Origin of the sequence: Bacillus sp. B4EP4a (assembly GCF_006680105.1) — a bacterium.
Classification (GTDB): domain Bacteria; phylum Bacillota; class Bacilli; order Bacillales; family DSM-1321; genus Peribacillus; species Peribacillus simplex_E.
Window position 1 is genome coordinate 59,739 of the sequence record NZ_VHIK01000067.1, and the last position, 21,106, is coordinate 80,844.

23 protein-coding genes and 1 pseudogene are annotated in these 21,106 nt (G+C 37.4%); 19 read left to right on the top strand and 5 right to left on the bottom strand.

Annotated elements, in window-relative coordinates; genetic code table 11:
* Positions 1-664: 664 nt before the first annotated feature.
* On the bottom strand, positions 665-1,303 hold the full coding sequence (locus tag FNK51_RS24850; RefSeq protein ID WP_098372914.1) for a LexA family protein: 639 nt from the start codon (positions 1,301-1,303) through the stop codon (positions 665-667).
* A gap of 134 nt (positions 1,304-1,437) precedes the next feature.
* Between FNK51_RS24850 and FNK51_RS24855 the strand changes: the two genes are divergently transcribed.
* Both FNK51_RS24855 and FNK51_RS24860 read left to right on the top strand, forming a co-directional pair.
* Positions 1,438-1,662, top strand: a complete 225-nt coding sequence (locus FNK51_RS24855; RefSeq protein ID WP_141995050.1) for a helix-turn-helix transcriptional regulator — start codon at positions 1,438-1,440, stop codon at positions 1,660-1,662.
* An 897-nt stretch (positions 1,663-2,559) separates the two neighbouring features.
* A complete protein-coding gene (locus FNK51_RS24860; protein ID WP_286178883.1) occupies positions 2,560-4,092 on the top strand; it encodes an esterase/lipase family protein in 1,533 nt (510 codons plus the stop codon).
* A gap of 359 nt (positions 4,093-4,451) precedes the next feature.
* Here FNK51_RS24860 and FNK51_RS24865 read toward each other — a convergent pair whose 3' ends face one another.
* Positions 4,452-4,739 (bottom strand): hypothetical protein, encoded by a 288-nt coding sequence (locus FNK51_RS24865; protein ID WP_141995052.1) that lies wholly within the window; start codon positions 4,737-4,739, stop codon positions 4,452-4,454.
* Positions 4,740-5,220: 481 nt separating this feature from the next.
* Here FNK51_RS24865 and FNK51_RS24870 point away from each other — a divergent pair, with 481 nt between their 5' ends.
* Positions 5,221-5,724, top strand: a complete 504-nt coding sequence (locus FNK51_RS24870) for a glucosaminidase domain-containing protein (protein ID WP_141995053.1) — start codon at positions 5,221-5,223, stop codon at positions 5,722-5,724.
* A gap of 220 nt (positions 5,725-5,944) precedes the next feature.
* Here FNK51_RS24870 and lexA read toward each other — a convergent pair whose 3' ends face one another.
* The gene (gene lexA, locus FNK51_RS24875) at positions 5,945-6,568 is read right to left on the bottom strand and encodes a transcriptional repressor LexA (protein ID WP_141995054.1); all 624 of its coding nucleotides are present in this window, start codon (positions 6,566-6,568) and stop codon (positions 5,945-5,947) included.
* Positions 6,569-6,723: 155 nt separating this feature from the next.
* Here lexA and yneA point away from each other — a divergent pair, with 155 nt between their 5' ends.
* The 10 genes from yneA (at position 6,724) to FNK51_RS24925 (ending at position 14,628) form a co-directional block, all read left to right on the top strand.
* Positions 6,724-7,035 carry a cell division suppressor protein YneA gene (yneA, locus tag FNK51_RS24880; protein WP_098372920.1) on the top strand — a complete coding sequence of 104 codons (312 nt, stop codon included), beginning with the start codon at positions 6,724-6,726 and terminating at the stop codon, positions 7,033-7,035.
* A gap of 19 nt (positions 7,036-7,054) precedes the next feature.
* Positions 7,055-7,711 carry a YneB family resolvase-like protein gene (locus FNK51_RS24885; RefSeq protein WP_141995055.1) on the top strand — a complete coding sequence of 219 codons (657 nt, stop codon included), beginning with the start codon at positions 7,055-7,057 and terminating at the stop codon, positions 7,709-7,711.
* Between the two features lie 65 nt (positions 7,712-7,776).
* The gene (locus tag FNK51_RS24890; RefSeq protein ID WP_141995056.1) at positions 7,777-8,010 is read left to right on the top strand and encodes a DUF896 domain-containing protein; all 234 of its coding nucleotides are present in this window, start codon (positions 7,777-7,779) and stop codon (positions 8,008-8,010) included.
* A 235-nt stretch (positions 8,011-8,245) separates the two neighbouring features.
* The gene (gene tkt / locus FNK51_RS24895) at positions 8,246-10,249 is read left to right on the top strand and encodes a transketolase (RefSeq protein WP_141995057.1); all 2,004 of its coding nucleotides are present in this window, start codon (positions 8,246-8,248) and stop codon (positions 10,247-10,249) included.
* Between the two features lie 297 nt (positions 10,250-10,546).
* Positions 10,547-10,987, top strand: a complete 441-nt coding sequence (gene sirA, locus FNK51_RS24900) for a sporulation inhibitor of replication protein SirA (RefSeq protein ID WP_076368842.1) — start codon at positions 10,547-10,549, stop codon at positions 10,985-10,987.
* Between the two features lie 84 nt (positions 10,988-11,071).
* A complete protein-coding gene (locus FNK51_RS24905; protein WP_034312934.1) occupies positions 11,072-11,287 on the top strand; it encodes a YneF family protein in 216 nt (71 codons plus the stop codon).
* An 865-nt stretch (positions 11,288-12,152) separates the two neighbouring features.
* Positions 12,153-12,572 (top strand): RrF2 family transcriptional regulator, encoded by a 420-nt coding sequence (locus tag FNK51_RS24910; protein WP_098372923.1) that lies wholly within the window; start codon positions 12,153-12,155, stop codon positions 12,570-12,572.
* A 100-nt stretch (positions 12,573-12,672) separates the two neighbouring features.
* Complete coding sequence (locus FNK51_RS24915; protein ID WP_286178878.1) at positions 12,673-13,059, top strand: IDEAL domain-containing protein; 387 nt, start codon at positions 12,673-12,675, stop codon at positions 13,057-13,059.
* Between the two features lie 47 nt (positions 13,060-13,106).
* Positions 13,107-13,433 carry a thioredoxin gene (gene trxA, locus FNK51_RS24920; protein WP_141995059.1) on the top strand — a complete coding sequence of 109 codons (327 nt, stop codon included), beginning with the start codon at positions 13,107-13,109 and terminating at the stop codon, positions 13,431-13,433.
* Positions 13,434-13,506: 73 nt separating this feature from the next.
* A complete protein-coding gene (locus FNK51_RS24925) occupies positions 13,507-14,628 on the top strand; it encodes an NADH-dependent flavin oxidoreductase (RefSeq protein WP_141995060.1) in 1,122 nt (373 codons plus the stop codon).
* Between the two features lie 1,257 nt (positions 14,629-15,885).
* Here the strand turns inward: FNK51_RS24925 and FNK51_RS24930 are convergent.
* On the bottom strand, positions 15,886-16,284 hold the full coding sequence (locus FNK51_RS24930; protein WP_141995061.1) for a DoxX family protein: 399 nt from the start codon (positions 16,282-16,284) through the stop codon (positions 15,886-15,888).
* Between the two features lie 692 nt (positions 16,285-16,976).
* On the opposite strand from FNK51_RS24930, the gene FNK51_RS27440 reads away from it, so the two are divergent.
* Positions 16,977-17,174, top strand: a complete 198-nt coding sequence (locus FNK51_RS27440; RefSeq protein ID WP_286178879.1) for a DUF4183 domain-containing protein — start codon at positions 16,977-16,979, stop codon at positions 17,172-17,174.
* A 150-nt stretch (positions 17,175-17,324) separates the two neighbouring features.
* On the opposite strand, the gene FNK51_RS24940 is transcribed toward FNK51_RS27440, so the two are convergent.
* Positions 17,325-17,498 (bottom strand): aspartyl-phosphate phosphatase Spo0E family protein, encoded by a 174-nt coding sequence (locus FNK51_RS24940; RefSeq protein ID WP_098372928.1) that lies wholly within the window; start codon positions 17,496-17,498, stop codon positions 17,325-17,327.
* A 245-nt stretch (positions 17,499-17,743) separates the two neighbouring features.
* Between FNK51_RS24940 and FNK51_RS24945 the strand changes: the two genes are divergently transcribed.
* The 5 genes and pseudogenes from FNK51_RS24945 (at position 17,744) to FNK51_RS24965 (ending at position 21,029) form a co-directional block, all read left to right on the top strand.
* Positions 17,744-18,451, top strand: coding sequence for a cytochrome c biogenesis CcdA family protein (locus FNK51_RS24945; RefSeq protein ID WP_076368852.1), 708 nt, complete (start codon positions 17,744-17,746; stop codon positions 18,449-18,451).
* A gap of 134 nt (positions 18,452-18,585) precedes the next feature.
* A pseudogene (locus FNK51_RS24950) lies at positions 18,586-18,933 on the top strand (response regulator).
* A 114-nt stretch (positions 18,934-19,047) separates the two neighbouring features.
* On the top strand, positions 19,048-19,524 hold the full coding sequence (locus FNK51_RS24955) for a CcdC family protein (protein ID WP_141995062.1): 477 nt from the start codon (positions 19,048-19,050) through the stop codon (positions 19,522-19,524).
* Positions 19,525-19,706: 182 nt separating this feature from the next.
* Positions 19,707-20,762, top strand: a complete 1,056-nt coding sequence (locus FNK51_RS24960) for a YeeE/YedE family protein (RefSeq protein ID WP_179891156.1) — start codon at positions 19,707-19,709, stop codon at positions 20,760-20,762.
* A 39-nt stretch (positions 20,763-20,801) separates the two neighbouring features.
* A complete protein-coding gene (locus tag FNK51_RS24965; protein ID WP_141995063.1) occupies positions 20,802-21,029 on the top strand; it encodes a sulfurtransferase TusA family protein in 228 nt (75 codons plus the stop codon).
* Positions 21,030-21,106 lie beyond the last annotated feature (77 nt).

The window sequence follows — 21,106 nt, forward strand, 5'->3', positions numbered from 1 at the left end:
ATTTTCACCGGCAGGAATTCCACCTGCCTCAGCGTATTTGCTTTTCGGTGCTTCTGAAACCCTTACCTTGCGACCCGGTGGCTACAATGTTTTCCGGCGCTCTTCCCTTCTAGAGCTACAGAGGCAAATGCTTATTCTCCAATTATAAGATTCTTATATGAAGATGTGAATCGAATAATAAAAATAAGATAATGTGATTGCACAATATAGATAATTTCATTCTTTTTGCATGAAAGGGAAATTTACTGAAAAATGCGTCCTGGGACGCATATAGTTTCCAAATGCATTCACTCAATGACAAAGTAATCTGGGGAAAACGGATAGGATATTTTAAATCGCCGATTGACAATTGCAGGTGATTCAATATTACGATAGTGATCGTTTTTTTAATCCATCAGTAAATGGTCTAAGAAAACTGGTTCTGTGGGAATTGTATATGTTGGTTATTCCACTTCTTAACTAATGTAAGCTATGCTTTATTATAGGCTGACACAAAATTTAAATGGATTCTTTGTAATGAAATATAAAAAGAACAATACTAAAAAGCACAAACCATAATGGCTTGTACCTAAAATATATCAGCAAATAAAATAAATTGAATCTATGTATTGTTGCTCATTATTCCTTTATTTTCCTTTGTGTAAAGAAATCCTCGAGTTGGATATTAATCGTATATTTTAATGGCTTGAACCACTTTTCCTAAAATACGGACTCTATCATTTTTGATGTTATAGGTTTTTTCTTCATAAAAAGGATCCGTGCTGCAGGGAGTGAGTGTGATGTTTTCTTCATTGATATTCACTTTTTTGACTGTAGCATCGTGACCATTTACTAAAACCACACCAATTTTTCCGTTTCCGACGTAGGTTGTTTTTTCAACGAGAATCAATGATCCGTCTCTGAATTCTTTGTTCATGCTATTGCCATTCACTCTAAGGAAAAAATATTCTTTATTCGATTTTAGCATCGAATTTAATGTCGGCATATAGGCTTCAATATATTCATTGGTAAAATTAGGATCTCCAGCAGGGATATTTCCGTAAACACCAATTAATCTTACATTCTTTTCATTTAGGAATTCCATTCCAGGATTATTTCTAACGACAGGTGCTCCTTCAATGAGGTGGGATAGCGGTATTTCAAAGCATGTGGACATCATGCTCAATTTATCCATTAAAGGTTTATTCCGTCCGGATTCCCAGGCCGATACTGCCGTTGGGGCCACTTTTAATATATTTGCCAAATCTTCTTGTGTCATTTTTCTTTCTTTTCTTAACATTTTAATCCGTTCACCAATGTGCATATTTCTTCACCTCTTACTTGAATATACACTATGAGTGAAAGTGAGTAAACTTAAAGTGCGTGAATTTTGCGAAAAATTGTTGGAAACTATACTTCAAGTGTGATATTATTTTTTTAGACAGGTGGTGACAAGATATGACAAACGTTAAGTTCACACTTAAACAAGCGAGGAAGTATAAAGGATTAACTCAAGATGAAATGGCTAAAGTGCTGAAAATGGCCAAGAGGACTTACATTGACTATGAGCAATATAAGATTCCTTTGCGAATCGATAAGGCTTATTTATTTGCTGATTGTGTAGGATTCTCAATCGACGAGATCATTTTTTTTGACCCTCACCTACACTTCAAATGTAGTTGAAAGTTCAAGTGTACCAGCGTTTCTTCAACAGAGTGGCCTTTCGGAATGTAAAGTCTAATCAATTACAATCCTAACTTCCATGGGACAAGATTCAAGGAATGATGGAAAGAAGGTGAAGAAAGTGGAAAGGGAAGTTGCAGTAGGAGCGGCTGCCGTTAGCACATTTAAGATTGGAAGGAAATTCGTGGAGAGGTCATTGAGGATATTATCGTACACGACGGTGTTGTCAAATTGGCTTATCACTGAAATTATTGATCCTGTTCTCAGGATGAAATACGCGTATGTAGGAGGGAGAATTTAAAGGAGTAAAAATCCAAACTTCTGGGGTGTTCCTTAATAAAAGGGCTGTATGCTGATATTTTATATAAAATAGACGATTGATACTGAGATCCCAATGAATGACAGCCAATTGCTGTGAAACATTTTTATTTACTGAATGTATAGGTCGGATTTTCAAAACACCATGAATAGGAGCATTTGGACAATGGCAAATTCGAAGGAAAAGTTAATATGGATGAACAAGCCCTTATCCTTTGCAGGATAAGGGCTTGTTCTCATTTTTGTGAACTTGAAGCATCCCGATTTCCTCCGTAAGTACGTCTTCATAAAATGAAAAAGACTGCATACCTAAATGAATTGAAAGCGAATCTTCATACTTTATCTCCATTTTTAATGAACTTCTTCTAGTTTTTTTATCCCATCTTTATGAAGGTGGCAGGTAATGGTATGCAAAAGTACAATTATATAATAATGAAGACTATGGAAGTCCTGGGAAGGAGGGCGTTGATAATAGGATGAGTTCGAAAAAATACCATAGGATATTGGAGGAGATAACAATTGAAAAGGAATGTAATCAATTATGTCGTTTTTCTTGTCCTCATTCTAACCATATTAATTATGGCTAAGCCAGACATTTCCTCAGCAGGGAAATTGAAGCCGCCCTCCGAAACTTTCAGTCCAGGGGATTGGTTTCTTGGAAGCATTCCTCCTAATCTTGACAAAGAGAAACCACCAATCGTGTTTGTTCAAGGGAGAAACAGCAGTTCAACCAGCTGGTACGGTGAAACGGAATATCATGGGATCAATGATATGTATACTAAGGCGTATGAAGCAGGCTACCAAACGGTTTTTGTTCAGCTTCATGATTCAGCTGGAAATGGATCAGTGAGCCAATATGCTAATGGAAGGCTTTTAGCGCAAATGCTTTCTGAAATCAATAACCATTTCGGGGGCGAAAAAGTAAATATTATAGCTCACAGCAAAGGGGGGGCAGACACCCAAGCGGCTCTAGTACACTATGGAGCACACCAATATGTTGGAAGGGTCATCACTTTAGCTTCCCCTCATCATGGTTCTTACCTTGCTGATTTGGCTTATAGCTGGTATGCGGGCTGGCTTGGTTCCCTATTAGGTCAAAAAGATGATGGAACTTATTCTTTACAAGTTGGTAAAATGGCGGAATTTCGTTCTGTCACGGATAACCATGTTAACTCTCGTAAAAACATGTATTTCACTGTGGCAGGTATGAACAGAGGCCCGGTTCTTTCAGCTTTATCAATGGGTGGACAATATTTATCTTCATATGGCGAAAATGATGGTCTAGTAAATGTATGGAGTACAAAAATACCCTACGCAACACATTTATTTACGGATCCCAACTTTGATCACGACAATATCCGAGTCGGTTCAGCTGTATTTTCAAGAATTGAACCCTATTTAAGGAGTACTTCCACCACTGGGATTCCTGGCTTTAATGTCAATTATAAAGAACGAGTTGAAGATGATGTCATTACAACCGCACTCGCTCAAACTGTTCTGGGTGATGTCCTGAAACAAAATGTTTGGATTGAACAAAGTTTCCATGTAAATGAATCAGCCCCGGGTAATATAACCATATATACAGCCTCAGATGATGTCGAGGTTGAATTGATTTCTCCATCCAATAAAAAATATTCACCTTCCTTAAAGGTTGATTCAGCCAAAAATGAAACTTCCTTTTTTAATGGTGCAACCATCCAAACATTCAATAGAAACAACCTCGAAATCGGTGACTGGAAAGTGCGAATGAAGACTAAATCGCCAAAAGACGCCTACCTGTTCACAGCACAATTTAACGAAAAGAATCCCATTACATTAAGTATGGCCGGAAAAGTTAAGCAAAAAGATGCAAAATTTTTAATAAAGAATCCAATGAATGATAAAAAAACGCCAATCAGCACAACATTTTTGGTTCATTTAGTAGATGAAACCGGTAATGAAATTAGTAGGAAAAGCTCTATTAAGGTAATGGAGACCGAAAATTTTACTGGTACCCTTCCAGAAGTGCCTAAGTCAGGTGTATATAATGTAACAATTGACGTCAAGGAAAAAAATGTGAATGGCAGTGAAAGAACCCGGACGCTGGTTCGTTCGGTCTATATCGAGAAATAGTGAAATGCCTTCTCTTATTGAGAAGGTATCAAATTCGAAGAAAAGTCAGTTTTCCGGCATGAGCGTCGTGAATTTCTTCAATCAGGTAGGGTTTCATCCATTAAAATCATGGTTCGGGATAAGAGCATTCCGAACCTCCTTTTTTTTACTAAATGAATACCTTTTCTTAATTGAAAAGGTATTTTTGGGGTAATGTTTAATGGTATGGTTAACATGGGAGTTGGTGATTCAGCCAAAGGAAACATTCAGGTCGTAATTGTTAATATAGATATTAATTTAACGGATGTTCGATGGGGATAGAAGCAAGTCGGGCTCCTTGCAATATAGAGATTGATGAATTGCAGCGAGAGACAAAGGGTTTAATCTGTCTTATGATAAGTGCCTCTATAAGACAAAATACCAGTTTTAAGTGCAGCATAATTGCCAATGCTTGCATAGCCATAAAACCAGCCCATGAAAATCCCTGCAACCAAGTGATTACGATGACTGATGAAAATGGAAATGAATAAGCCAAGACCCAAAGCGATGGTAGGGATGAATTTTGGATGAATATGAAAAATGACCTTAATAAGTTGAGTAAGAATCATGATGATCGGAATGGCTATTACCGCATCCCAAAAGTTTGTATGGATGGTTGGGAAGTCCATAATTTCACCACCTTAAATTGTAGTTTTCAATATTAATTTTCACTTTTTATCAAGGCTTTATACAATAATAAATAAATTCATATTTAAAACTAATAAATAAAAGGTTATGCAACCAGGTTTTGAAGATTTTCAGAGTTCAATTTTAAAGCCATCAATCCATATAAATATATGGATTGACGGCTTTTTCTGGTTGGCAGCGGGAATGGTTTAATAATACACGGAGCGAGCCAACATAAGTATGTTTATCTATAGTAAAAATAATGAACGAAATATCGGACTCATTTTTGATGGACAAGCTGTAACCTTTCTCATGGTTAAGAATACGATATGAATGAAAATAAACAGTAAAAAATAAAGGAATACCTATTAATGGGAGGTTCTATTGAGCAAGGAAACATTTATTAAGGAAATTGCTCCTTATGCCCAGAAAATTCAAAAGGAATTTAATATTTTACCTTCTGTTGTCATTGCTTAAGCTTGCTTGGAGAGTGGATATGGGACAAGCTTATTAGCAAATCAAGGAAAAAATATATTCGGTACAAAAGGTGACTTTAAGGGTGAGTCTGTCATTATCCAAACAATAGAATACGTCAACTATGTGCCCGTTCAAGTATGGAACAAATTCAGAAAATACCCATCTTGGGAAGAAAGTCTTCGAGATCTTGCCAATCTATACGTAAAGGGGACGTCATGGAATAGAAGCCTATATACATCTGTCATTGGAGAAAAAGATTACAAAAAAGCACTCAAAGCAATAATCGATGCGGGGTATGCCTCGGATCCGAAATATACAGAAAAGCTGGTGAACCTTATCGAAACAAGCGATTTAACTATATATGATGCAAGCAATGAGGAGGTTTATCATATTGTCAAAAAGGGGGATTCCATCTCTGCGCTTGCAAAAGCATATGGTTCTACACAAGTGCAGATTCAAAAGTGGAATGACCTGGTCGATCTTAACCTTATTAAAGTGAACCAAAGATGAAGAGTGAAATGAATTTTAACTGGGAGCGGTATTTTTTAACGCTCTCCTTTTTTATTTGAATGAACTTCTTGCCAAAGTACTTACATCCGTTATAAAAGATGTGATATTCCCATGAAAATAGATTCTATTAAAAAAATATATCAAAACCTACTCTTCCATATGCATATTGAGAGAATTCAGGACATAAATTAAACAAACAAAAAAAGCGCGGTTAGCGCTTTTAGTGTATTTGTCTATATAAGCCTATTACTTTTCCAAGTATCGAAACATCTCGTAAAATAATTGGTTCCATATTTGAGTTCTCAGGCTGAAGCCTTATGTAATCCGGTTCCTTAAAGAATCGTTTTACAGTGGCTTCATCATCTTCCGTCATGGCCACGACGATATCTCCATTATTGGCATTGCTTTGTTGTTTGACGATGACATAGTCTCCATCATGAATTCCAGCTTCGATCATACTTTCACCCATGATTTCCAGCATGAATACATGGTCATCATGTGGAACCATGCTTTCGGGAAGCGGAAAGTATTCTTCTATGTTCTCGATGGCCGTTATGGGCATGCCCGCTGTTACTTTTCCAAGTAACGGCACGTTCACGACATTGGCTTTGGGAATATTGTTCGATTCCTCCGAATTCATTATTTCAATGGCCCTTGGCTTGGTTGGGTCACGTCTAATCAGGCCTTTACTTTCCAGGCGGGATAAATGTCCGTGTACTGTTGAACTTGATGCAAGTCCCACTGCTTCGCCAATCTCCCGTACGGAAGGTGGATACCCTTTTTGGCGAACCTCTTCTTTAATGAAATCAAGAATATCTTGCTGCCGTTTTGATAGTTTAGTCATTTGTGCACCTCTTCCCCAATGTTCTTTGCTATATTATAGCATGGCCCCCAACTCTATACAAACATAAGTTCGAATTTTGTTGTTGACTGAAACAAACGTTCGTATTATAATTTGATCATAACATACGAACGAACATTCGCTTTGGAGGGATATTTATGAAAAAATTATACAAAAATTATATTTATACGATTCTATTAGCGGGATCAGTATTCATCTTTTCAATTTTATTCTCTTGTACATTGAACAATGATCAAAAAAATGATTTCCTTTCTATAGAAGTAAGTGAAGGTGACACCCTATGGGAAATTGCCGAAGAATATGAAGAAGCAAATTTGACAAAAAAAGAATTCATTGGTTGGATAGAAGAGCATAATGGAGTCAGGGCGGATTCGATTAAACCTGGTCAAGTCATCGTCATTCCAGTTAAAGGGGAAGAACTTGTCCAGAATTTGGCCAGTGAGCAGTAAGCAGTGAAGGTAGGGTATTATGAAAGCGGTAATCTATTGTAGGGTCAGCACAGAAAAAGAGTCACAGGAAACATCATTGGCAAGGCAAGAAGATGAATTAGTCAAATTGGCAGAAAAGATGGATGTTGAAGTCATTTCCATAATAAAAGAACAGGCAAGTGGTTATGAGTTGAATAGGGATGGCATTTTTGACATGCTCGAACTTTTTAAAACCAAAGAAGCTGAAGTACTATTAATCCAGGACGAAACAAGACTGGGAAGAGGAAATGCCAAAATAGCCCTTTTCCATGTCATCCTTAAAGAAGATGTGAAAATTTATACGCTCTCACACGATGGGGAACTTGAGCTATCTGATTCGGATGCGATGGTCATCCAGATAGTCGGAATTGTAGAAGAATATCAAAGGAAACTACATAATCTTAAAATAAAGCGCGGGATGATAAGGGCCGTTGAAAAAGGGTATCGTCCTCAAAAAAATCTTCAGAATCAAAGGAATTCCACTGGAAGGGACCGTAAGGAGATTCCTATAGAGGAAATTATTAAACTTCGGGCCAATGGATTGACATTTGCAGAAATCGCAGCAACTTTAAGGGGCTTTGGATACAATGTATCTAAGGCTACGGTGAACAGGCGTTTCCTCGAACATCAACTGAATACACTGGAAAGTCAATCATAGAACTTGTAATTTCGCTATTTTTTTAATACCATGACAATATCCGCAGATTATGAAGGAGCGAAATTATGTTATCAAAAGAAAAATTAGCCCGTATTAATGAACTTTCTAAAAAGGCAAAGACTGAAGGTTTGACGGAAGTTGAGGCAAAAGAGCAAACCCAATTGAGAAGTGAGTATTTGGAAACATTCAGAAAGTCCATGACCAATACGTTGGAGCATGTGAAAGTCGTGGATCCAGAAGGTAATGATGTCACTCCTCAAAAGATAAAAAATATAAAAGAAAAAAGAAACTTACATTAATAAAGCTTGGATTCTTCTGATGGAACATTCCATTTGAGGATTCTATTAGCATTTTGGAGTAAAATGAGAGTGCATTCATGTATGTATTCTCCTATTTAGTTTAATCTAAATAGGGGACTTCTCTTATTTCTAGAAAATTGTAATATTGGGGCAGTAAATAGTGATTTTAGTTGTGATATTAAGCTTGTCACTATAATATAAAGAGGTACATTACAGGAAGGGATGTTTTTACGATATGTTAGATAAATTAGATGCACTTTCTATTAATACGATTCGTACATTATCGATTGATGCAATTGAAAAGGCTAATTCTGGCCATCCAGGTATGCCAATGGGTGCGGCGCCGATGGCGTATAAACTATGGACAGAATATATGAACCATAACCCGAAAAATCCAGATTGGTTTAATAGAGACCGCTTTGTTCTCTCAGCTGGTCATGGGTCTATGTTGTTATACAGCCTTCTTCATCTATCGGGCTATGGCTTATCTATCGATGATTTGAAAAGCTTCCGCCAATGGGGCAGTAAAACTCCAGGACATCCTGAATACGGACATACGGCTGGTGTAGATGCAACTACTGGGCCGCTTGGACAAGGTATCGCTATGGCAGTCGGAATGGCAATGGCAGAACGTCACTTGGCAGAAAGCTATAACCGCGATTCTTATAATGTAGTCGATCATTATACATATAGTATTTGTGGAGATGGGGATTTAATGGAAGGTGTTTCTGCAGAAGCCGCTTCATTAGCTGGACATCTACAACTCGGAAGACTTGTTGTTTTATATGATTCTAATGATATTTCCCTTGACGGAGACTTAAGTCAATCATTTAGTGAAAGCGTAGCAGACCGGTTCAAATCTTATGGATGGCAATATATCCGCGTTGAGGATGGGAACGATCTTCAGGAAATTGCTAAAGCGATTGAAGAAGCGAAAACCGATGATGCACGCCCAACATTAATCGAAGTGAAAACAGTTATTGGTTACGGTTCACCAAACCGTTCAGGTAAATCTGCTGTTCACGGCGCTCCGCTTGGTGCAGATGAGCTGAAATTGACAAAAGAAGCATATAAATGGACATTCGAAGAGGACTTCTATGTTCCGGAAGAAGTGTATTCACACTTCAATGAAGCTGTAGTTGATGCAGGCGCTCAAAAAGAAGAGGCTTGGAATGAATTGTTTAAAAATTACAAAGAAGCACATCCTGAGTTAGCAGAGCAATTGGAGCTTGCCATCAAAGGTGAACTGCCTGCTGAATGGGATCAGGAAATTCCAGTCTATGAAGAAGGTAAGACATTAGCTTCCCGTGCCTCAAGTGGGGAAGTACTAAATGCGATTGCCAAAAAGGTCCCTAGCTTCATTGGGGGTTCTGCAGATTTAGCCGGATCGAATAATACTGCCATAAAAGGTGAGACAGATCTATTACCTGGTAATTACAGTGGCCGTAATATATGGTTCGGTGTACGTGAATTCGCTATGGGTGCGGCTTTAAATGGAATGGCACTTCATGGTGGATTAAAAGTATACGGAGGAACATTCTTTGTATTCTCTGATTATCTACGTCCTGCCATAAGAATGGCAGCACTAATGGGACTGCCTGTAAACTATGTGTTCACTCATGACAGCATTGCTGTAGGGGAAGACGGACCGACTCATGAGCCAATCGAACAATTAGCATCATTGCGCGCAATGCCTAACCTAGGGGTAATACGTCCAGCTGATGGCAATGAAACGGCAGCAGCCTGGAAAGTGGCAATGGAGTCTACAAATCAACCAACTGCTCTTGTACTGACTCGTCAAGGCTTGCCAACAATAAAAGACACTTCCGAAACTGCGTATGAAGGTGTTTCAAAAGGTGCTTACATCATCTCTGCTTCTAAGAAAGAAGTAGCCGATGCATTACTTCTTGCGACTGGTTCCGAAGTGAACTTGGCTGTGGAAGCACAGAAAGTTTTAGCGAACGAAGGAATTGATGTTTCGGTAATCAGCATGCCATCATGGGATCGTTTTGAAACTCAATCTAAAGAATATAAACAAAGCGTAATCAATCCGGCAGTGAAAAAACGTCTAGCTATCGAAGTGGCTTCACCATTTGGCTGGGATCGTTATGCAGGTGATGAGGGTGAAATATTGGCCATCAATCATTTTGGAGCTTCTGCACCAGGCGGTAAAATCATGGAGGAATTCGGTTTCACTGTAGAAAATGTAGTTGCTCGAGTTAAGGAAATGCTTAAATAATAGTAATGGGGACTGACACCAATTGGATTGGTGTCAGTTTTTTTACCAAATACAATCCTATATTATATTGAATGTGTTCCTATTCTAAAGGATATCTTCCATTCGACAAAAAAAGAAGAAAATTTCTCCAACAAACAACATATCTTTTTAGTTTGTCAATATATAATGAGAATAAATAAATTTCGTTTAAATGTGTCAGTTAAAGGGGAAAGTCATCAATAGTGGAAAATAGTGGAGAGGGTCCTGGTGGTTAGATGTTTTCGTGACCAAAATAGGAGAGCTAGGAGGCATTGGCTGATGAGAACCTATCAAATTTATTTAATCGAAGATGAATTTGCCCATCATTATTATGGAAGAGAAAAGCTATTTTTCAATTTGTTTTTGGAGTATATTCAAGCAAGGGGCAGACTGAAGAGTATTTTGCAAAAACAAATCGAATATGTCACCAAAACAGTCCCGATTAACCAGTTGCAGGTAGCTATTGAACAACGTTTGCAAAAAAAGATGAATTATTGGACTCAAAATGGAAAATACTATTTAGAAAAAACAAACGGAACAAGTAAAGCCGTTTTAATCATTCAAAATGAGTCCATTACTCTTAAAGCTGAAGGAGATTATGAAGCGGAGACCGCTTTCTTTGAAAGTATTCGAAAATATGAAGCGAGTTTTCTGGCCATTGATTTCGAACATGAAAAATACGGTTGGTTAAAACCGATAAAAGAAAGAAAATTTGTCTAAATGGGGGACTTTTCGGTAGCGGGTATTGTATAATAACCTTTGGTCTAGTACACTGATGTTAGACAACATGAAGGAGGAAATAGTATGTGGGTTTACATTCTAGTTGGCGTACTGGCATTGATTGCTGGAGTAGTGCTGGGATTTTTCATCGCTCGTAAATACATGATGGATTACTTAAAGAAAAATCCGCCAATTAACGAACAGATGTTGAAAATGATGATGATGCAAATGGGTATGAAACCATCCCAAAAGAAAATTAATCAAATGATGAGCGCCATGAATAAACAACAAACAAAATAAGATAGCATGAAACTTTGATATATCAATGTTCTTGGAAGATTGGATGCAAAATTTTATATAATATCGAACTGGTTGATCCATTTAGACTGTATTCTTCCACCGATTTTATATAAAATTTTGGTTTATCTTTCATTTTTGTTTCTTAAGCCACTTTTTCTGAATGAATGATTCAGTAAAGGTGGTTTTTGTTTTGGAAGGAAATCTAAATGTGAATGTAAAAAATAAAAATCTTTTCTCTTAATCTTTTTTATTTAAGCACTTAGACAATAGAGAGTTAGTTAATATATAAAATTGATTAAAGGTAAGCATCCAAGTAATCGGGTGTTTTTGATTTGAATGAACTTTATAAATAGAAGAGCAATTAATCTGAATTGGTCGAGTGCTTATTTTTTATTTAGGGAATTTTTTACACCAGGACCTACTTCCTCGACAGCCCCCATTGGCTTATGGCTAAAAACACATAATCCGTGGGTTATTTGGAATCTTTTAATGAATCAAGCTCAAGTCAGAACCGCAAATGTCTGAAGTTGTAACTTTTACGATAATATCATCTGAAGTTTTGGTATAGGGGTATTTAACTTCTTTTGGGTTAATAGGTGATCATAAGGTTTCAAAAGGTTATTATCATCCTCAGGGTAAAAGTGAGCAATCTAGGTTAATCTAATATCGGCATATACAGCATTGAATCTTTCTCAACAAGGAAATATCTCTCTAAAAATCATTCCCTCTTTCCTTTGTTCAGGGGGGATTTCATTAAAACAATAAATTAATCAACACAGTTGAGGAAGCTGTTGAGTTTTTTGACTTGACTTTATCAACTGTAAATATTATTATTACAGTAATCTTCTTGAGGAGGATGCGAAAAGTGAATAGTGATTTTACAATAGCTGTGCATAGTTTGGTCTATTTAGCTTATTTACCAGATCATATGGCAAGCAGTGAGTCTATCGCAGAAAACGTTTGTACAAACCCGGCAAGGATTCGAAAGATGATGAGCTGCTTAAGAAAAAAAGGATTTGTTAAAACTAAAGAAGGTGTTGGCGGAGGCTATATTCTAGACTGTAACCCTGAAGAGGTAAGTTTGGCAGATATTTATATAACTGTTTCACATGGGACATTGAAACCAAAGTGGTGTACAGGTGATCCGGAGAAAAAATGTGTCATATCTTCCAATACCCAGATAGTCATGAATCAAATATTCGATGAAGCTGAATTATATTTTGAAAAATATTTAGAAGATATAACTCTCAGCACTTTTTTGGAAAAAATTAAACAATGTCCGTGATATTGATTTAGTTTTTTCTTTGCACTAAATGTATATTTTATTATTACAGTTAATAACTATAGTTTGAATATCAAATGAACATAAAAGGGGTGTTATGGAAATGGTTGAAAACGATCAGTTCAAAAATGGGGATTGGGTACAGGGAAAATCAAGAGATGGGGAACTTATCCATGGTTTCATTGAAACGGTAAGTGATAGTCGAGAAATCGTTAAAGTGAATGTGGTGGAAAGTGACAATGAAAAAGCGGTTGGGAAATCGATTTGGATTCCGAGTAAATGGACTGAAAAACTGCCGGATCTAGAAATCAGTAACGAAAATCATCTTTTGGCCTTAATTGATTTAGCGTTACTTTCTAAAGATGAAACATGGTTTATGGAGTTATCCGGTAAATTGGAATCCATCAAAATCCATCCGAAAATAAATGCGCGGAAATCAGAGTTTCTTATCCCGGGTAATAGAATCGCTAAACTTGATTTAAATAGATGATGAGTAAAGACCATAAATATTTCGGATAATACAAGGAGGAAATGATCATGACAATAGAACATGTAACAGATGATAATTTTGCTAGTGAAATCAAGGAAGGTTTAGTATTGGTTGATTTTTGGGCACCGTGGTGCGGTCCGTGTAAAATGATTGCCCCAGTGCTTAATGAAATTGATGTTGAAATGGGTGATCGGGTTAAAATCGTAAAACTTAATGTGGATGAAAATTCAGATACGACAAGCGAATATGGAGTGATGGGAATTCCAGCTCTAATTCTATTCAAAGATGGAGAAAAGGTAGATCAAGCTATTGGCTTCCAGCCAAAAGAAGCCATTTCGGCATTAATCACAAAACATGCAGAATCATTATCATAATATGCGGATGTATATTGTGAATTAAGGACTTATACCAACCAACATGGTGGGGAACCAAATGGAGGATTACTAAATGAATTCTAAATATACACCATTATTTGAATCGTTCAATATAGGAAAGAAATTAGAAGTGAAAAATCGATTGGTGATGGCGCCTATGACAAATTTCTCTTCTAATCCTGACGGGACTGTAACCGACGCCGAAGTTAACTATTATGAACGTAGGTCAAGTGGGGTCGGCATGGTTATAACGGCATGTACTTACGTGACGGCTAATGGCAAAGGTTTTCATGGGGAATTTGGCGGAGATCAGGATGAATTGATACCTAGTTTAAGTCGTTTGGCATCAGCGATTAAAGAAAAAGGTGCAAAGGCAATTCTTCAGATTTTTCATGGCGGACGTGAGGTTCCACCGGAATTAGTAAATGGCGATGTAGTCAGTGCAAGCAATATCCCATCGGAAGGCGAAGGGAAAGCAGTTCCGCGTCCACTAGCTGAAAAGGAAATAGAATCGATCATTCTCGACTTTGGTGAAACCACACGACGGGCCATTGAAGCGGGATTTGACGGTGTCGAGATTCACGGTGCAAATGGTTACTTGCTTCAGCAATTCTTTTCGCCTCATTCAAACCGGCGTGAAGACAAGTGGGGCGGTTCCCTTGAAAAGCGTCTGGCTTTTCCATTAGCGGTTGTGGATGAAGTGAAAAAGGCTGTTGCTGAACATGCAAAGGATCCGTTCATCGTAGGATATCGTTTTTCACCGGAGGAGCCTGAAACACCAGGAATCACCATGGATGATACACTTGCATTAATTGATGGGCTTGTAACAAAAGATCTTGATTATCTTCATGTATCATTAATGGATTTCTGGTCGAAAGCAAGAAGGGGAGCCGAGGTTGACAGACCTCGGATAGAAATTATAAAAGAACGTATTGGAGATCAAGTACCTGTCATTGGTGTTGGTTCCATATATACAGCGGATGATGCGATCAAAGCACTGCAATCGGGGGTTCCGTTAATCGCATTAGGCCGTGAAATCATAATCGATCCTGAATGGGTACAAAAAGTGGAACAAGGCAGGGAAGCAGAAATCGTGACAAAAATAAACAAGGATAATCAGCAGCAACTTGATATTCCAGACCCATTATGGCAAGCGATCATCCACTCTCCAGGATGGTTTCCAGGGATTGAATAAATAGACGTCATATATTAGTGAAATAAAAAATGCATAATGGTGTTCAAAACCATTATGGAATGAATATACTTGGAAAAAATAACCCCGGACAACGGACACACATATAAAAGTGTTCCTTGTCCGAGGTTTTTATGTTTATGGAAGGATCATTTAGATGAGTGGAGTATTTTCAAATTCAATCCTTGAAAAGAATGAATAACTGAGTATTCTATTTCCAAGCTTTTTCGGAAAATGACAAAGGGGAAAGACTTAGGTATTTTCATTACCAGCAATTAAGTCTTAAGGTCAGATACAATCGGAAATTTTGGCGAGGAAAGGGGCTTTCTTTACGGAATGCTTGGAAAAGGAAGGAGGAAATCACTCTTCCAGAATCACAGCTTTAGAGGACTAACTAGGAAAGCCTCCACGCCCAAAAGAGCCAAAGGGGGCTTTGAGAAAATGACAATACCGGGACCACTTATTTGCTTCTTAGGCACTTTTTTTATATTGTCCGTAAATTGGGGCACAGTTCATCTATACGACGAGGTCTTTATAGGTTAGATTATTTTTTTGTCTTTTTCTGTCGTATTATAGAGAGCAGATTAAAAACAAAATGGTAACCAAAGTAGAAGTATATTTAAAAAAATAATGTGTACTGCCATCCGGAAAACACTACATAGAATCTAATAAAAAAATATACTAATCTAAAACGAAGTTTATTATTTCTAAATGATAAAATTTAATAATTTTAAACAATTAAAAGTTTATCCTTTCATTTTTAGGTTTATAATCGATTCCGTGGTATATAGCTACCCTAGTTCCAATTTCAAAATATACAATAGCATAGTTTATTGCATAAACAGCACTAACAGTAAGAGCAGGTGCTCCCCATGCTATTAATCGGCTATTACTGTTTCAGTAAAAATTCTTGCTGCTTCTTTTCTTAAGAATAAATGCTTTCACAGAACCAGCAGCTACTCCAAACACTGCCATGTCCAATAATGAATAGAAGACAAAAAACTGTAAGAGAAGACTCTGATAATAATTGATATGAACTGTAGACTAGTACCTAGGGAAAATAGTATATGTAGTTGATTTTAAGGGGAATTTAAATCGAAAATCACTTGTTGGGAGTCTGATCCTTATACATTCGTACCAAAGATTAGAATCTGGAGAAAATATGTCCTGGTTCTTTCTAAGGAAAAAGAAAAAACACGGAGTGGTTTTATCCAACTCCGTGTTTTTCATAATGTAGGGATTATAAAACCGAAACTTTCCTTAAAACAGAAAAGAATCAAGTGAGTATGGGCCAGCTCCGGTTAACGCAACGCCAATCGCCACTGCAAGAACGGCAAGATTATATTCATAACCATTTTGAGTTGCCCAGTAGCCATTTTCTCCATGGACTTTAACGATCGCAACGATCATTGTAAGTGCAATTAATATACCTGCAAAGGGTGTAAGGAGACCTAAAGCAAATAAAGCTCCGCCAATAAGCTCTGATAGACCTGCAAATAGGGCCATGGTAACTCCTGGCTTCATGCCAATCGAATCAAACCAGCCTCCTGTACCTTTCAAGCCATGTCCGCCAAACCATCCAAATAATTTTTGAGCTCCATGTCCAACAAACGATAAACCGATTACCACACGTATAACTAATAAACCTATACCAATCATTTATGATTCCTCCTGGAATTTATTTTTAATTTAGATATTTTTAATTCGAGATTTATATTAAAAAAAGTAAGGGTGTTATCTCGAATTAATTTATCTTTAATTAAAGATAATATTTATTGAGCGATTTGTCAAATATAATTTTCTCATTTTAATTTGAATGATTGCCGTGGAGAAAAAGGAACGAGGTTCTGTACTAAAGGGAGATGAGCCCGATTCAGAAAAAGAGGAGGAATGTTCACTGTCAGCTACTACAATTACAGCGTACTGCATGAAAATCTGGATGGGAGGAATTTTTGCTTTTTGAGATGGTACTGCCTTCAGAAACCGTAACACATTCCTTTATCGTTCTGTAGGTAGACTTCATCATGAATATTTTGGGTGTAACAGTCACAATTAGGGTCTTCAAACGAATGACCCCCTGCTACATCTATCTTACTCGTGAAATTCACTGATTTACTTGTGAATTTCGTACTTTTACTCGTGATTAAAATGCCATTTATGAATACCTTCTTATAGGATACCCTTGATGAATCCGGGATTACCTGATTCTGGTCACCCGAATATTTTATGAGGTGACTGCCGCATCGACTGGCCCAACCACGCTTTCTATTGATCCAGCAAGCTTTTTCTCAGATACTGGTGATCCTGCGACTATTCTGCCTGCATTAAGTTCCTAAAACAGTTCATAAGAGGTGTTTATTAGTGGGGTGCTGCAAATGGAGGAATTAACAACGTACACACCGGGTGCCACTGGGGTAGGAAGTCTTATTATCGCTGATCCGGCCAATTCTTCCATCTTAGCTGGATCTCCCATTGTTCTTGTTGTGACAAAATATGCACTGACATCCGATGTTGATATTGGAACGTGTCATATGCATTATTTTAAATGAAAAAACAGGCAGCGCACATAGTGCTTGCCTGTTTTTATATAGCAATGGTCATGCCTAAGTATTCAAATGAGAATGAATGTAAAAAGAGGAGTTTGGCAGCAAATAATTCATATAATAACATATGCGGTTATCTATGGGAGATGAACTGAGTTAAAAACCTGAACCGGTTTTATAAAAAAGTTCATTATATTTATTTAATAATTGATCGAGTTGCTGGCTATATTCAACGGCAACATGCGAGTTTAAACCATCTTTAGCGACAATCTTGATAAGTTCATTTCTCTTTAATTCAATCTGTTCGAGAAATTCATTCTTTTTAGCCATTATATTTCCTTTCTGGCCCCAACATTTTTTCAAGGTACCCTTAATTTATGTGTTCGTTGTAAAATATGTATGAATATAACAATTATATCGGCTTGGACTAATGAATTCAAATAAGTTAACTTAATCCGTCGCCCCATCAAGTTTAAGCAATTGGTTGTCATGAAATATTCACAGTTCCATAAATGTATTTTTTTATCTTATTTGTTACAATGTTTATAGGTTGACATACATAGGAGTGAGCTTATTTGGATGATATTAATATTTTTTTAGCTTTTGGGGCGGGATTTCTGAGTTTTATTTCGCCATGCTGCTTACCGCTATATCCGGCCTTTTTATCTTATATCACTGGTATGAGTGTTGGTGAAATCAAATCCGAGAACGCCATGCTCCAAAGAAGAAGCATGCTGCATACTTTATTCTTCCTTCTTGGGTTTTCTCTGGTTTTTATTGCAATAGGGTTTAGCACATCATACCTAGGTTCTTTTTTCTCGAATTATAAAGAATTAATTCGTCAGATTGGAGCCATCCTGATTATCATTTTTGGTTTATTCATTGTAGGAATCTTTCAGCCGAAATCTTTTATGAAAGACAGTCGTTTTGAATTTAAGAACCGACCTAGCGGATATATAGGTTCCATTCTTATCGGACTTGCCTTTGCGGCTGGATGGACCCCTTGTGCGGGTCCGCTATTAGGTGCTGTCATTTCACTAGGTGCAACTAATCCTAGTGCAGCCATGAGCTATATGACTGCCTATATTTTAGGATTTGCCATACCGTTTTTCATATTATCCTTCTTTGTCGGAAAATTGACATGGATCAAAAAGTACAGCCAATACATCATGAAGATTGGCGGATATTTAATGATTGTAATGGGTGTGATTTTGTTTTTTGATTGGATGACCAAAATAATCGCAGTCCTGTCTAGACTATTCGGTGGCTTTACCGGGTTTTAGTCCATAATAAGCTATTTTTTCAATAAAATTCAAAATGAATTGTCCTTAATTAGGTTTTATGATGTGATTTTTTAATTTTTTTTTTCTATTTAAATGATAGGATTTTTCATGCTGTTGTGTGAGGAAGAACGGCTATGGCCCGAATATTTATCGTTGAAGATGCAAAGTTTATGAGAATGACACTTTCAAATATTTTACCTAAAGCAGGACATGTAGTGGTCAGTGAGGGCGGGAATGGACTAGAAGCCATTGGATGATATCGAAATTGGAATCCTGACCTGTAATGATGGATATTCCCATGCCAATCATGAGCGTGCTGGATACCGCTAGAGAAATTAAGAAGGAATTTCAGGCTAATGTGCTCTGCCATGGGTCAGCAAAAAATGGTTGTCGAGGCTATAGAAGCTGGGGCGCAATATTTTAACGTCAAGCATTCTGACGAGGGCATGGTATTGGATGACATAAAAACGGCGCTTGATTAATAACACTCTCCTTGTTTATCTCAAATAGGTAATATATACTTTGTTTATAAATTGAAGTCATATATAATTTTTAATGGTACTTACCTATTTTTAGTTTAAAGGGATGGTTAAGAGATGATATATATATCAACAGGTATAGCGATTGTGATGGCTATGGGTGTTTTCATGTTACGGATGAAGGAAACGAAAAAACCAGTGAATGAAAAGAAAATCATTTTACCGCCGCTGTTTATGAGTACAGGTGCTTTGATGTTCATTTTCCCGATGTTCCGGGTGACTCGATACGAATTGTTGGAGGCTCTTGTTGCAGGGATGTTATTTTCCATCTTATTGATAAAAACATCTAAATTTGAGGTTAGAGATGAAAAAATTTATATTCTGCGCTCTAAAGCATTCATATTCATATTGATTGGTCTCATGGTGATTCGACTGGTGGCAAAACTGATGCTGGGAAGCACGATTGAAATCGGTGTGTTGAGTGGGATGTTCTTCTTACTTGCTTTTGCGATGATCGTTCCGTGGAGAATTGCCATGCTTTATCAATATAAGAAAGTTAAAGCAGCCAGTTTCGGCAGAAGTAGCATGGTGTAATACATGTACTGAAGGATTTAATCAAAGAAACAATCAATAAACCTGAGTCGATAAATGACTCAGGTTTTTCGTTGCTTGGAAACTTTTCATGAGGGTAAAAAAGTTCATACGAAAACCTAGTAATTTTATCCGGATTATATTATATTGGTATTATAATATTTTACTTAAGGAGGAAACGGTTCATGTTACAAATGATTATGTTCGGAATTATTTGTGGTTTACTGCTGGGATTTGTGCTTCAAAGAGGCCGTTTCTGTGTTGTTGGTGCATATCGTGATTTGATTTTAGCTAAAGATGGACGGATGTTCTTAGCTACATTTATTGTAATAGCAATACAAAGTATTGGTGTTTATGCATTGAATGATACAGGGGTCATTCAGTTTGGAAATGATGGTTTTCCATGGTTGGGAACAATCGTGGGTGGCTTTATTTTTGGCATTGGTATGGTTCTGGCAGGAGGTTGCGCCACTGGAACATGGTATCGTGCCGGAGAGGGTATGATCGGAAGTTGGGTTGCTCTTTTTGGTTATATGCTAGGGGCAGCAATGACGAAATATGGTGTATGGAAAGTGGCTGGAGATAATCTGTTATCTTATCGTACAAGTGATACGTATATTCATGAAACATTAAATGTTTCGCCATGGGTGCTTGTTATTATTGTGACACTTTTGGTTGGCCTATTGGTGATTCGTGAATTGAGAAAACCGAAACTTCCAATTTTTAAAATGAAACCGAAAAAAACGGGATTGGCCCACATCTTATTCGAGAAACGGTGGCATCCCTTTGTTACAGCATTATTGGTCGGCCTTATTGCAATCATGGCATGGCCGCTAAGCGCAATGACAGGCAGGATGTTCGGACTTGGGATTACAGCGCCTTCCGCGAACATTCTAACTTTCCTTATAACAGGAGATGATGCGTTAATTGACTGGGGTACGTTTTTAGTATTGGGTATTTTCCTCGGCGCTTTTATTGCTGCCAAAGGAAGCGGGGAATTCCGTTGGCGTTTGCCTGATATGAAAACGTTACGTAACAATGCAATTGGCGGTGTAATCATGGGATTCGGTGCGAGTGTTGCCGGGGGATGCACTATCGGAAATGGTTTGGTGAACTCGGCGCTATTTGCTTGGCAGGGTTGGATTGCCATTGTCTTTTTCCTATTAGGTACATGGGTAGCAACTTATTTCACGATTATCCGTAAGCAAAAGAAAACAGCGGCTATTTCAAAAGCTGCATAAGATTGTGATGAAAATTATCTATTGGGGAGTGTAATATATATGGCGAAGGTATTGGAAACGACTGGGATGGTATGCCCATTCCCTTTAGTGGAAGCTAAAGAAGCGATAGTGAACATGGCAATAGGAGAAGAATTGATCATTAATTTCGATTGCACACAAGCAACGGAGAGCATTCCGCGTTGGGCTGCTACCGAAGGTCATGAAATTACGGAGTTTGAGCAAATCGATGACGCTAAATGGCGTATAATCGTTAAAAAGGGAAATTGATTTAAAGAAACGTGCCAAGGTAACTTGTGCACGTTTTTTTATTTTTTCGAGGTTAAATAATTGGAAGCTGAAAGTTT